8 protein-coding genes are annotated in these 13,827 nt (G+C 31.0%); 6 read left to right on the forward strand and 2 right to left on the reverse strand.

The genetic code is table 11. The features are described from left to right. The first annotated feature begins 178 nt into the window (after positions 1-178). Positions 179-1,456: a DUF3945 domain-containing protein gene (locus tag ACTJJF_RS02895; RefSeq protein WP_440698629.1), complete on the forward strand. Its 1,278-nt coding sequence runs from the start codon at positions 179-181 to the stop codon at positions 1,454-1,456. A gap of 41 nt (positions 1,457-1,497) precedes the next feature. Here the strand turns inward: ACTJJF_RS02895 and ACTJJF_RS02900 are convergent, their stop codons facing one another. Next, on the reverse strand, positions 1,498-2,379 hold the full coding sequence (locus tag ACTJJF_RS02900) for a hypothetical protein (RefSeq protein ID WP_440698630.1): 882 nt from the start codon (positions 2,377-2,379) through the stop codon (positions 1,498-1,500). A 283-nt stretch (positions 2,380-2,662) separates the two neighbouring features. Here ACTJJF_RS02900 and ACTJJF_RS02905 point away from each other — a divergent pair, with 283 nt between their 5' ends. From ACTJJF_RS02905 to ACTJJF_RS02925, 5 genes are all read left to right on the forward strand, one after another. Further along, positions 2,663-3,724: a hypothetical protein gene (locus ACTJJF_RS02905; protein ID WP_440698631.1), complete on the forward strand. Its 1,062-nt coding sequence runs from the start codon at positions 2,663-2,665 to the stop codon at positions 3,722-3,724. Then, positions 3,724-5,256 carry a hypothetical protein gene (locus tag ACTJJF_RS02910; protein WP_440698632.1) on the forward strand — a complete coding sequence of 511 codons (1,533 nt, stop codon included), beginning with the start codon at positions 3,724-3,726 and terminating at the stop codon, positions 5,254-5,256. Before ACTJJF_RS02905 ends, ACTJJF_RS02910 begins: the two co-directional genes overlap by 1 nt. 407 nt (positions 5,257-5,663) lie before the next feature. Beyond that, positions 5,664-7,883 (forward strand): type I restriction-modification system subunit M, encoded by a 2,220-nt coding sequence (locus ACTJJF_RS02915; RefSeq protein WP_336703181.1) that lies wholly within the window; start codon positions 5,664-5,666, stop codon positions 7,881-7,883. Next, complete coding sequence (locus ACTJJF_RS02920; protein WP_440698633.1) at positions 7,873-9,765, forward strand: restriction endonuclease subunit S; 1,893 nt, start codon at positions 7,873-7,875, stop codon at positions 9,763-9,765. The genes ACTJJF_RS02915 and ACTJJF_RS02920 overlap by 11 nt, the downstream gene beginning before the upstream one ends. Before the next feature lie 8 nt (positions 9,766-9,773). After that, positions 9,774-13,034 (forward strand): type I restriction endonuclease subunit R, encoded by a 3,261-nt coding sequence (locus tag ACTJJF_RS02925; protein ID WP_440698634.1) that lies wholly within the window; start codon positions 9,774-9,776, stop codon positions 13,032-13,034. A gap of 261 nt (positions 13,035-13,295) precedes the next feature. On the opposite strand, the gene ACTJJF_RS02930 is transcribed toward ACTJJF_RS02925, so the two are convergent. Further along, on the reverse strand, positions 13,296-13,529 hold the full coding sequence (locus ACTJJF_RS02930; RefSeq protein ID WP_336703176.1) for a helix-turn-helix domain-containing protein: 234 nt from the start codon (positions 13,527-13,529) through the stop codon (positions 13,296-13,298). Between the last annotated feature and the right edge of the window lie 298 nt (positions 13,530-13,827).

Consider the following 13,827-nt stretch of genomic DNA (forward strand, 5'->3'; position numbering starts at 1 on the left):
GATATATGAATAATATACAAGTCAATTGAGAATTTCATAAAAATAGATATTTATTCAATTTAAAACAAACATTATTTCATCCGAGTATGAAGTCTAGTGCCAAACTATACATCTCTCAACTACTTAATCGATTGGTATTTAATAACTTACTAGTTTGAGTTTCTAATAATACAGTGTTATGAAAACAAATAATGGTAAGGAATCCACTGAAAAAATTAAAGTTCAGGATACACTACTTGCTCTTCACCGCCAAACCAATACCATAGGTATAGTACAAGGAGTTGATTTGAATGGAGAGCTAATAGTTGATGTCTCCAGGGAGTCTTATAAAAATGGGTTGCGTTTTGATCGGGAAGATGACCGTTTTCTCGAGATATACAGTACATTCTATCATCAGCTAAAAACTCCGGATGAGTTTTCATTTTTTAAAGTGACTGAATTTGAAGCCGAGCAGACTGTAAAAGATTTACAGCATTATATTGATACTGCTTCTTATGATGAAAAAGAAAAACTGAATGAATACTCCGTTTCTATAGATAAAGTGGAGGCGCAGAAAGAATATATTGCTAGAACTCAAAAAGATCGTTATCAATATGATGTCGAGCAAGTCGATTGGAAAATGATGTCTCAGATTGGATTGACCAGAGAAAAGCTGGAAAGTATAGGAGCATTGGAATCTTTGCTTAAGGGATATAAAACATCAATGCTTATCCCGGTGAAGATTGACCTTGGAACAGCTGTCAGTATACTGGATGCGCGCTTGTCTTTAAAGGTTAATGAGGTAGGAAAGCTTGAAACTCGGATTCATCCTATTAGGAAGGAATGTGATTTCACAAAACCTTTCTTTGGGTATCAGTTCAGCCAAGAGGATCAAGAAAAATTACTGGAAATTGGGAATATGGGAAGGGTGGTGGAGTTGATACATCCTATAACTGGAGAAGTAATTCCTTCTTTGGTTAGCAGAGATAAGCTGACCAATGACTTAGTACCGCTTAGAGCTGATTTGGTAAGAATTCCTTTGGTGATAAAAGGGGTGACACTGGATGAATTACAGAAGAAGACGCTAAAAGAGGGAAAGCCATTGTATATTGAAAATATGCTTTCCAAGAGAGGCACACTTTTTAATGCAACGGTTCAGTTTAATACAGATAAACGGTACGTTGAGTTTTTATTTCCTCGTCATATTAGTAATTTGAATTTGGATTCAAATCTTAGTTCTAAAACAGACGTTCCGGCTACTTTCAGAGGGAAAAAATTGAGATCGTGGCAGGTAGAGAAATTGAAGAAAGGAGAGGTGGTATATATTGATGGGCTCGTGGATAGGAAAGGGAAAAAATATCAGGGGTATTTGAGATTTGATAAAGGGGTGGGAAAGTTTGAGTTTTCTTTTAAGAATGTGTGGAGGGAAAATTTAAAAAGCAAGAAATCTGGTGTACGTCGAGGTTTGAATTTATAAAAATTTTCTTTTGGTTATATAACTGTATTTTAATACTTACATTAATTAAACTTTTCAAGATTATCTGATTTTGCAACAGTTTTGGCTTTGCCTTTAACCATAGTCTCGGTAACATAAATCAGTTGTCCTTTTTTGTGGGTGTAATAATCTGATTTCAATAGCTTAAAGTATCCTTTTCTGAAATGAGGAATTTTAGAAATTTGAGCTTCGTTAAGATCACAAATATTTTCTGATATTTTGAAAATTACATTTTTATCTGATCTATCTTCACCTCTGGGATAAGAAATTTTTGGAACACCATCTGTAATGCATTCTGGAAAACACTTCATATAGGCAATCGTATTGACTGCAAGTCTGAACATCCTAGACAATGTAATAGATTGTACATCCTGCTTTTTATTTAGATCAGCATAGAATTTGTCTGACAAACGTCCGTTGTTTATTCCATGAGAAAAATACAATTCTAAAGTATTATCATCAAATAAGCTCAGCGCAAAAGCAAAACCATTTTTCTCATTTGGTATATGTAAACCAAATGAATAATTCACGCAGTTTGCCTTAGTCTTCACTTTGGTATAGATGATTTCCCTTTTTTCACCATTATCATAAAGATACTTTCTAATTCCATCTAAATCTGAAAGGGGAGTACTTTCAAGAAAATCTTGTAAATACTTTTCTAAGAAGAAAATATGCAGTAGTTCCCCTTTGGAATCTTCTCTCCATAGTTCTAAGCCTGAAACTATCAGGTCCTTACTTTGTATGTCTTGATCTTCCTTAGATGCAGAGTTTAAAATGTTGTACCTCAGTAATGCAAAAATATTGTCATTCGAAAATTTAGGGTACATTTTTTTTGTTTTTCGATAAAGCTCATCCCAATAATATTTTAGAGGGACACTGTATCCTATTTTTTTTCCCTTATTCATATTTTTTTCCTTGTTTGATCAACTTTAAGTTATTTTCTATATAAACCAAAAATAGTAATTTCTATTAATAATGCAATTTTGTTTTAGAATATGAAAAAACAGTAGGAAAATTCTGAATTTATGATTTCTTTAAATACTATATGCTGAATTTCAAAGACAATTATTTGTTAATTTTATATTTACGGGAATCCATATTTTTCACAAATGTATTTTTGATATATTTGAATTATCTTAAAACTTTGTAATAGTATAAGCTAATAACCCCTCTAAAAACTAAAGTCATATGATAGAAAGTAATAATTCATCGGAAGAAGAACATATTCCAGAACGTGATCTTCAAATTCACAATACATCAGCGTTTATTTTAGATATTGAGAAAAAAGAACTTTCACAGTTAGAGGTTGCAGAAAGTGATGAAGATTATTTACGCTTTGTGCACGGAATCGTACATGAAGTTTCGACTCAAGATGGTCGTCAGTTTATCGTTAATAGTGAGCATACTGAAGTTTTAAGTATTATTAATGGAATCTTGGACGGAACTCAAGAATTTGAGGAGGTCAAAGTTATTGCAGAAAGACTGTTGAGAGTTGAAATTGATGCTCAAGAACAGATCGCAAAATTGGGGAAACAATTACATGAAGGATTATTGATTATTTCTCATATAACTGACCGGGGAACAGAAAAAATTATTATTTGTAAAGCGGAAACCCTGTCTTACATTGAAAGAACAACTTTTACACAGCAAGATGGTTTTCCTATCAAGAAAAAGATCTTTAAATCAGCCCAAATTGTTTTTGATGAATCTCATGAAATTACAGACATATTAATAAATGATATTAATGATACCATTCCTAGGTATTGGTGGGATGGGTTTTTGGAGTTATCAAAGAAGTATGATGATGAGGAAAATACCAAAAGAGCCTTTACAATGATCGATTCAAAAGTTTTGACAAAGATCAAAAAAGAATCTAATCCTGATTACTGGAATCTCAGAAGTACTACAATCCACTATTTTCGATCAAATGATGAGTTTGATATTGACGATTATATTGAAAAATGTTTCAATCGCTATACTCCTGAGTTTGAAGATCTGGACCTAAATAAGTTTAAAGATACAATACGGGAGCTGCCAAGAAAACAGAACTTTGATACTCGATTTAGTCTAGTTAGAAAAGCAATAACCGCAAAGGTTAAATCAACGATTAAGCTTGAGGAAAACATAGATCTTGTGCTTAAAGGAGAAGTGCATTCCGGAACTATTGAAGGCTTTGTGAATGGTAATCAAGAGAAAGGAATTTTTATAAAAACGTCTAAAGGCTATGAAGAATTTAAAAAACCTTCATGATGAGCTATAGGAATTTCATAGAATTATTTGGTAATCCTTCAGCTATTGTATCTGAGAGTGAGAACTTCAAAACTTTAGAATTGGAGTATGAGTTTTCAAGTATCAAATTGCCAAAGGAAGAAAATTTTAGATACTTTTTTAACAGAATTAGAGCCGAAGATCAATGTGAGATTTTCTTTTCTATTGATGATGGAGAAGCTATAGCTATTACTAAAGATGTTGACTTTACGTCAGATTTAGAAAATGTAAAAATACTTTTTTCAGGACACGAGGATGGTGAGATTGTAAATCTGAAAATAAATATTTATAAAGAAAACGACAGAAACAATTTTTACTTTTACTCCAGAGACTGTTTCTTTAACTATATTCAATCATTTGATACATATGGTTTGGCAAGTTTTTTTTCTAGTGATTTTTTTGATCATAATTCAAAAATAAATATTGTTATCAGAGATTTTGTGGGAACTCTAAGCAGTGATAAAATTACCATCGCTACTTCATATGATCCACAAATTGAGGAATTCGAAGGCAGAGAAAAACGATTTAACAACATCATTGCTAATAACCACTCGTCATTTTTTGGAAAGCTAAAGGTCTTGCCTGAAGATTTTATTTTCGAAGGAGATGGATCATTGAAACAGAGTGTTAAGGAGCACATTGAAAAAGTTGCCAAAGTTTTGGTTATTTCTGCTATCTTCGATATTACTGATCTTGCAGGTAATGTATTCTATTATAAACTAAATGGATATAAATCTATAAGTCATACGGAGAAGATTGAGGATATTAGTACCAAAAATTTAGAAGATTTTTACAATATTTACCAATGGATTTATGTAGGTGGAAATATTGTAGATAAAATTGGTTTGGCGCGTAATATTATTTCTCTTCATCTTAAAGATAATGCATTGCTTGAGCTTAAAGGGAATGTATTCGAATCGCTGAAATCAAGTTTCAAAATTTATGAGAAACAAAATATAAAACAATATATTGAGGTAAGAAATAAAATGTCGGATCAGTTGCTGGACTACAGTAAGCGAGTAGTAACAATAACTGATAATTTTGCAAGTGGTTTTCAAAAATCTGCATTGGCGCTTGTCACCTTTTTTTCTTCGCTGATTGTAACTAAGGTGTTGGCTGCTCCAAAAAATAATGAAGATTTTATTCTTTATAGTACTCTGATTACTGGTGTTTTTATCGTTGTTACCTTTCTATATATGCTTGTTTCAAGAGCTGAATTAATACAGCAGGAGAAAAGATTCAAAAAAAGTTATGAGGATTTTAAAAAAAGATATACTGATTTACTGACGGATGAAGATATTGAGAGAATCGTTAATAATGATGAGGAGCACAAAGCTGATGTAGCCTTTATTAAATCTAAGCTTCGATGGTACACGAATTTATGGATTGGTATTTTATGTGCTATTGTTTTGGCAACGTTGATTTATTATTTTGGAGCAAAAAAGATCGAAAGTGATGAGCAACTTCATTTTGCTCGAATTTTTACACAAATTTTACATGATTTTGCAGTTTAATTTCAATAATCCTCTCTGAGAAAAGTAGAATTGATTAGGGAAATTTAAAATTGCTTACTAACAGAGGTGAAATAAAATGGGATAATATTATTATGTTAATCATTCTCTATCAACAATTTAGAATAAATTCGTTTTTTAGCAAACTTAATGCGATTTAAAACTGTGGTTTCTTGCCAAGAATAGTTGTGGTAATATCTATATAGAGAAATATTCAAGAGGAAAATGAAAATTAAGTTTTTTTAATGATTTCTCTGATAAAATGTACTTAGATTTTCGGATGTACAAAATCTCCTCAGAATGAGAAACTTTGTTTAAGGTATACAAAATTATCATTATACCATAACCTAAATCTCATCAAAAAAAATTAAATTGCCATCTAAATTATCCATGTAGATAGCAATTTATAAATGACTAATAAAGAATTAAATAAGCTTAAGGATGACCTGTGGAGCGCTGCTACAAAAATGCGTTCTGATTCTGACTTAAAGCTTAATGAAATAGATATTCCGCTTTTGGGGCTGATTTTTTTAAAATTTGCAGATAACAAATATAAAATTTTCGAAAATGAAATTGAAGCAGAATTAGAAGCTCAAAAAAATAGCAGAAAACAAAGAACAATTCATGAAATAGCAATTGAAAAATGTGGCTTCTACTTACCAAGAAAAGCAAGGTATAATTACCTTTTGAATTTGGCGGAAGAAGAAGATATTGCTAAAGCCATCAAGGAAGCAATGGATGAAATTGAAAGTTACAAGCCTGAGCTCAAAGATGTTTTGCCCAAAGATCAGTACTTTTCATTAACAAGAGATGATAATTCTCTCATAAAATCACTTCTTAAAACTTTTTCAGATATACCAGAGAATGCAACAGGAGATATTTTTGGTAAAATCTATGAGTTTTTTCTTGGGAAGTTTGCGTTAGCTGAAGGGCAAGGAGGAGGAGAGTTTTATACCCCAACCTCTGTTGTTAAATATATGGTTGAGGTGTTAGAACCATTTAAAGGTACTGTATTTGATCCTGCTTGTGGTTCTGGAGGTATGTTTGTACAATGTTCCAATTTTATAGACCAAAGAAGAAGACAACAAGATAATTCAGAAGAAAAAGACCTTTTTGTTTATGGTTCAGAAAAAACATTAGCTACAGTTAATTTGGCTAAGATGAATATTGTTGTAAATGGATTAAGGGGTGATATCAGACAAGCAAATGCCTATTATGAAGATCCTCATGATTCTTTTGGTAAATTTGATTATATAATGGCAAATCCACCCTTTAATGTAAAGGACGTAAACTATGATAGAATCAAGGATGATGAACGTTTTAAAACTTTTGGAATTCCACAAAATAAAACAAAACCTACTACAAAAAAGAAGGAAGGAGAAGTTACACTGGTACCGAATGCTAATTACCTATGGATAAACCTTTTTGCTACTTCTTTAAAGCCCAATGGTAAAGCGGCTTTGGTAATGCCAAATTCGGCTTCTGATGCCAGAAATTCAGAAAAAGATATTAGAGAATCTTTAGTTAAGAAAGGATTGATTTCTCAAATGGTTACATTAACCTCCAATCTTTTTAGTACAGTTACTTTACCTGCATCTTTATGGTTCTTTGATAAGAGCAAAGAGATTAATGATTTTGAAACAGAAAAAAGTAAAATCAATATTCTCTTCATAGATGCCAGAAATGTTTATTATCAAGTAGATAGAGCAAACAGAGAATTCACTCAAGAGCAGATTTGGAACTTAGGCATCATCACAAGTTTGTATCATGGTAAAAATGAAGCATATTTAGGATTGATCGACAAATACTTAAATTTTATTTATGAAAGTTTGAATAGTTGTCTGACTAGTTATCAAAATTTCATTAAAACTTTTGATGAATTCAAAAAATCTTTTATTGAATGGTATAAAAAGACTGAATTTGATAAAACCAAAAAAGAAATTATTCAGAAAGAAGGCTTTGAAGATATTTTAGATCTTAAGGATTTGGGGAGTAGCTCTTATATAAATCAATACACACAAGCTGAAAAACATTTAGAGCAATATATAAAAACTAAGATATCTTCTAATGAAAAACAATTAAATATTGCTGAGTTTTTAAAAGCTTTTGAAGATGAAAAGAAGCATGTTAGAAAAGATTTTGAAAAAGCATTTAGAGATTTTGAAAAAGCTTACAAACTTGCTGAAAAAGAATTGCGTGATAAAAATGACAAACATTGGAAAAACATCCAAAGTATAAAAGAAGTAAAATTCAATCTAGATGCTTTTATTGAGTATACCAATCAACAAATCAACAAAGAAGCACTCTATACTGAAGAAACTGAAGGTAAATCTGCAATATATTATCTGAGGCAAATCCAATGGTTGCAGGAACGTTTCGTTGAGGGTAAATATGAAGATGTCATCGGGTTATGTAAAGTAGCAAGTTATGAAGAAATTGAAGAACAGGATTTTTCTTTAAATCCAGGACGATATGTTGGTGTTGTAATAGAGGAGGATGGTATGACAGTGGAAGAGTTTGCTGAAGAAATCATAAAACTTAATGGGGAATTACAAGATTTATCGTTTAAATCTCAATACTTGATTTCAAATATACTGTCAACTTCTAGTGTGCTGAACTATGAAAACTAAATTTTGTATAATAAAATTAGGAGAAGTTGCCAAAGTAATTAGTGGGTATGCTTTTAAAAGTAATGATTTGAATAATGATTTAAATGATATACCAGTTGTAAAAATTAACAATATTAAAAATGGATATGTTAATCTGAATGAATGCAGTTATGTATCTAGAGAATTCCTAAATAAGATTAATGAAAAATATCTTTTGAATAAAGGAGACTTGTTAATATCATTAACCGGATCTCATCTTAGCCAGCCTAATTCTGTTGTAGGAAGGATTGCTAAATATAGACTTGATAATATTTCGTTATTGAATCAACGTGCTGGAAAAATTTCTGTGAAAAAACCAGAAAAATTGAACCTTGATTTTCTCTATTATTATCTCTCTCATAATAGTTTGAGAGTAGAAATTGCATCAAAAGCAACTGGAGCTGCAAATCAGGCAAATATAAGTCCTTCCGATGTTGAAGAAATAAACCTTTTAATTCCGGAAGATGTCGAAGTACAAAGGAACATTGCTGAAATACTTAATAATTATGAACAGCTAATAGAAATAAATCAAAAACGTATTGTTGTTTTAGAAAAAATGTTAGAACAACTTTATAAAGAGTGGTTTGTAAGAATGCGATTCCCTAATTATGAAGAAGTAAAATTTGTAAAAGGTCTTCCTGAAAATTGGGAAGTCAAAACGTTAAATAGCTTAATTAATGATATAATTGATAAAAGAGGTATTACGCCAGCTAAGTTAGGTTATGATTGGAGTGAAGATGGAATCAAAGCAGTTTCTGCTCTTAATATTAAAAAAGGACATCTTGTAAAACTTGATGATTGCAAAAAAGTTAGCGAAGAGTTGTATTCAAAATGGATGTCAAAAAATCTTGAGGCTTTTGATATATTAATGACTTCGGAAGCTCCATTAGGAGAGTTATATTTTCTTGTTAATTCAATGAAACTTGTTCTTAGCCAAAGAGTATTTTGTATTCGAGCAAATAGTAAAAAAATTTCTCCATTTTATTTATATATGTTTTTAAGTAGCCAAGGTGGGCAAAGTCTTATACAAGCCAAAACAACAGGCTCAACAGTAGGGGGTATCCGACAAAAATTGTTAAGAAAAGTAGATATTATTGTTCCAGATAAACAATTAATGATTGATTTTGAAATTTTGGTCAAACCTATTTTTATAGAAATTGATAACCTTGTAAAACAAAATGAAAATTTAATACATACCAAAAATCTTTTATTGCCTCGTTTAATTAGTGGGCAATTGTATATAAAACCTGATGCTTGTTTGCAGGGTAAGGAAACAATAACGCCTTTTAAGCAAAAGCAAATATTAGCCTACATCATCAAAAAACAGCATGAAAAGAATATGCCTTCCGGAGAAATGGTTTTGGCTAAAAATACTTATTTAGTTGAAAAATTGTATGGTGTCTATACTGGTTTCAATTGGCAGAACTGGCATTTTGGAACTTATGATGGAGCTATAAGAAAGATGCTTTATGGCAAAGACCATTTTTTTGTAAAAGAAAAAATGGGAAATAGTAATTTTGAGGTATTAGCGTTAGGAAAAAATCAAGAAAAAATATTAGATAAAAAATATTATACTCCTAATATTGAAAAGCTTGAAAAAGCTATGGATGACCTTTTAGAAGTGTATTCTCATTATCCATCCAAAGAAAGAAGTAAGAAAATAGAATTATTGAATACTACTTGTAAAGCAATATCAGATACTCAAAGTTTAAATCTAAACATTATCAGAAATGCTTTCAAAGAATGGAAAACGGAAAAAGCCGATTTTCCTACAAAATGGAATAAATTTACCGAAGAAGAAACCGAAGAATGTATTCAATTTATTATATTTAAAGGATGGGATAAAAAACTATTAACGAATTAAGCTAAACCATGAGAAACTTTTTATCAGAAGACGACATAGAGGTTGCCGTAATACAAGAACTCCAAAAGCAAAGTGATAAATGGAGGAATTTGAATTGTTATACAGCTGATGCAGCTAATCTGCGAGACGGCTCTAATCGTTTCGATAAAAGTGAAGTAGTTTTAAAAGACATTCTCAAAGAAAGACTTGTAAGTCTAAACTCTCATATTCCTCTAATGGCTATAGAACAAGCCATAGATCAGCTTACTAAATGGAAAAGAGCAATGAGTTTGGTAAAAGCCAATATTGAGGTTTATAATATGCTTAAAAGCGGTATTCCTGTTCGATACGATGATAGTGAAGGTAAAGAGATCAAAGAAAGAGTTAAAGTGATTGATTTTAATGATGTTGAAAAAAATGATTTCTGTGCAGTTACCCAACTTTGGGTAAAAGGAGATTTGGGATATAGAAGACCTGACGTTATTTTATACATAAATGGTTTGCCCTTGGTTTTGATAGAACTTAAAAACAGTAATGTATCTGTTGAAAATGCTTATTTGGATAATTTGACCAATTACAAAAAAGAATTGCCACAACTTTTTTGGTACAATGCAATTACTGTTCTGTCGAATGCAAAAGAAACTCGTTTAGGTTCTTTTACAGCTCCTTGGGAGCATTTTGCAAGTTGGCTCCGTATAGAAGATGAAAAAGAGAGACCAGACCGAAAAAGTATTAAAGAAAAAGCAACTAGTTTGAAATATATTATTGAGGGTCTATTTCAACGAGAAAAGCTCTTGGACTATATTGAAAATTTTATCATGTTCTATAATTCCGATTATAAGATTTGTGCTAAAAATCACCAGTTTATCGGGGTCAATAAAGCGATTGATTCATTTGCCCAGAGAAAAGAAAAAAAAGGAAAATTAGGTGTTTTTTGGCATACTCAGGGAAGTGGAAAGTCTTATTCTATGGTTTTCTTCACTCGGAAAATTTTTAGAAAATTTAAAGGGAACTATACTTTTTTGGTTATAACTGATAGGACTGATTTGGATACCCAGATTTACAGGAATTTTGTGAATATGGGAGCTAGTAAAGAATCTGATACGGTACTGCCAAATAATAGCGAAGAGCTAAGAACACTTTTAAAGACTAATAAAAAATACATTTTTACACTCATTCATAAATTTAGATACGAAAAAGGAAAACAGTATCCAATTATTTCTGAAAGAGATGATATAATTGTAATCGTAGATGAAGCGCACCGTACACAATATGCTTCTTTGGCAGAAAATATGCGAATAGGATTGCCAAATGCACAATTTATAGCATTTACAGGAACTCCACTTTTAGGAAAGGAAAAGAAAACAAATGCATGGTTTGGAGATTATGTTTCTGAGTATAATTTTGCTCAGGCAATTGATGACGGAGCAACAGTTCCGTTGTTCTATGATAAAAGACTTCCGGAGGTTCAAATTACAAATGATGATTTGAATGATGAGCTAGCTGAAATTCTTGAAGAAGAGAATCTAGATGAACAACAACAGCAAAAACTGGAAAATAAATTTTCAAAAGAATTAGAGGTTATAAAACGAGATGATCGTTTAGAAACAATTGCTAAAGATATTGCGTATCATTTTCCAAGACGAGGTTATTTAGGAAAAGGAATGGTAATTTGTGTAGATAAATATACAGCTGTCAATATGTATGATAAAGTTACTAAGCATATCAAAGAACAGCTTAAACAGCTAAGAAAAGAGCTTAGTACAGAAAAATCCGATATTATAAAAGAAGGGCTTAAAAATACGATTAATTACCTCAATAAGTTAGAAATGGCTGTTGTGATAAGCGAAGATGCAAATGAAGATGAAAGATTTCAAGAAAAAGGTCTAAATATAGAATATCACAGAAGAAAGCTCAATTCTTTAGATAAATACCAACAAAGTATTGAAGATAATTTTAAAGATGAAAAGCATCCTCTGCAGTTGGTTTTCGTCTGTGCAATGTGGTTAACAGGGTTCGATGCTCCAACAGTTTCTACCCTGTATTTAGATAAACCTATGCAAAATCACACATTAATGCAAACAATTGCAAGAGCAAACCGTGTAGCTCCTCCTATAAATGGGGTTGAAAAAAAGAACGGGTTGGTTGTTGATTATTATAACGTGTTTAGGAATATCAAAAAAGCATTAGCTGATTATGGAAATGGGAATGAAGCAGATAAAAAACAAAATGGAGAAGCAGAAGATCCAGTACAGGATTTTTCGCAATTATATGTTTTGTTAGATGAGACAATAGAAACTTGTAATACTTTTTGTATAAATCAGGGAATTGATCTTAACGAAATTGTTAATAGTGATGAAACTTTTTCTAAACTTGAACTATTTAATATTTATGCAGATATTTTATTAGGTAATGATAATTTAAGAAAAGAATTTAATGTATACGACAACACTTCATTTGGTTTGTATGAAGCTTGTAGGCCGGATATTTTACAATTTAGAGATAAATACAAAATTGTTGAAGTTATACATTATCTAAGAGGTGTAGTAGATTCTCATATAGGGGATGCCAATATAGCAAATGCTGAAAATCGTATTAGTGAACTTTTAGACCAAAGTGTTTTAACTACAGATGAAGCAAAGGAAAATCTAACCGGTAATATTTCCAGTTACCAAACTACAATTAAGGGATATAAAAATGAACTGAATCTTGCTTCTTTAAATTTTGATAAGCTAAAGGAAGAATTTCCCCAAAAGAAGTATAAAAATATTGAAATTGCAGACCTAAGAGCTTTTTTAGAAAGTAAACTTTTACAGATGCTTTCCCAAAATGTAACTAGAATTTCATTTCTAGAGAGATTTCAAGCAATAGTAGACCGATATAACTCAGGAGGAATTTTAACAGATAATTATTATGACGAATTAATTGATTTTACTAGTCAGACACATCAGGAAACACTCAGAGCTAAGAGAGAGAATCTAACCGAAGCCGAACAAGAAATCTTTGATTTAATTTTAAAAGAAAAAATTTCAGTCAAAGAAAGACAACAGGTAAAGCTTGCTGCAAAAAATCTTTTGAAAACTTTGAAAGAAGAAAAACCATCTGTTCTTATACAAGATTGGTTTAGAGATACACAAAGCCAGTTGAAAGTTAAAAATACAATTGAAATTGTTTTGGATGATCTTCTACCTAATATTTATGATAGGAGAGACTTTTCTTCCGTTAGCGATAAATTATATTCCCATATTTTAGTTCAGGCTTCAAAAGGGAATGGTTGGGTCGCTGCATAATTAGTTTGTTCCGTTTTAGAATTATCAATAAAATTACAATTAAAGGATTAGTGTAAATTAATAGTAAAGCTACGAATATTTCAGAAGTCGTTATTCAGAATTAATTTTTTAAAATTCATATAAAAATTTCTTAGAGATCTCTACAAGTATATGAATAGGTAATATTTTATATAACTTTAATGTAAAGAAAATCCCGACTCTCGTCAGGATTTTCTCTTATTTTTATTTTTAAACTTTTTTTATAAATGCTTAATTTTTAGTTTAATTTTTCTCAATAACCTTGAAATTAAATAATTCTTGGGGATGTATTTCTAATCCTTTAGATAATTCTTGTATTGTTGAAATTCTTAAATCAACTTCTCCTTTTTCAATTTTGCTAATGTTACTATGATCCACATCACATTTTTGAGCTAATTCGCGATAACTCAAGCCTAGTTTTTTTCTAAACTTCTCAACTTGCTTACCGAAAGCTACTCGAAATTCCGCTCTATCCATTTAAATCAGCAATACATGGGCAATTTGGAAAGATTCGAACAAATATTTGTAGTTGAATTAACCTACAAATAGAAAATTGTACTATATTTGTAAATAGGTTACAATAAACGTAACTTTGCGATACTTCAACGAAATATTAGAAGCTATTGCTTAGAATCTCTAACTGAAAACTGGTAATTTTTAAACATACGAGACGATAAGCAGGAAGCTCACGACCTAGGCGTGGGCTCTCTTATCTGTATGTAAGGCATACCAGTGCCTCAGTTAGGATAATGTAGAGTTCCATGCCATTTTATTT

Origin of the sequence: Chryseobacterium sp. 22458 (assembly GCF_052044975.1) — a bacterium.
Lineage (GTDB): Bacteria > Bacteroidota > Bacteroidia > Flavobacteriales > Weeksellaceae > Chryseobacterium.

What these genes read in the sequence shown, in the direction of transcription:
- ACTJJF_RS02895 (WP_440698629.1), top strand. Translation starts at nt 179, where the DNA reads ATGAAAACAAATAATGGTAAGGAATCCACTGAAAAAATTAAAGTTCAG.
- ACTJJF_RS02900 (WP_440698630.1), bottom strand. Translation starts at nt 2,379, where the DNA reads ATGAATAAGGGAAAAAAAATAGGATACAGTGTCCCTCTAAAATATTAT.
- ACTJJF_RS02905 (WP_440698631.1), top strand. Translation starts at nt 2,663, where the DNA reads ATGATAGAAAGTAATAATTCATCGGAAGAAGAACATATTCCAGAACGT.
- ACTJJF_RS02910 (WP_440698632.1), top strand. Translation starts at nt 3,724, where the DNA reads ATGAGCTATAGGAATTTCATAGAATTATTTGGTAATCCTTCAGCTATT.
- ACTJJF_RS02915 (WP_336703181.1), top strand. Translation starts at nt 5,664, where the DNA reads ATGACTAATAAAGAATTAAATAAGCTTAAGGATGACCTGTGGAGCGCT.
- ACTJJF_RS02920 (WP_440698633.1), top strand. Translation starts at nt 7,873, where the DNA reads ATGAAAACTAAATTTTGTATAATAAAATTAGGAGAAGTTGCCAAAGTA.
- ACTJJF_RS02925 (WP_440698634.1), top strand. Translation starts at nt 9,774, where the DNA reads ATGAGAAACTTTTTATCAGAAGACGACATAGAGGTTGCCGTAATACAA.
- ACTJJF_RS02930 (WP_336703176.1), bottom strand. Translation starts at nt 13,529, where the DNA reads ATGGATAGAGCGGAATTTCGAGTAGCTTTCGGTAAGCAAGTTGAGAAG.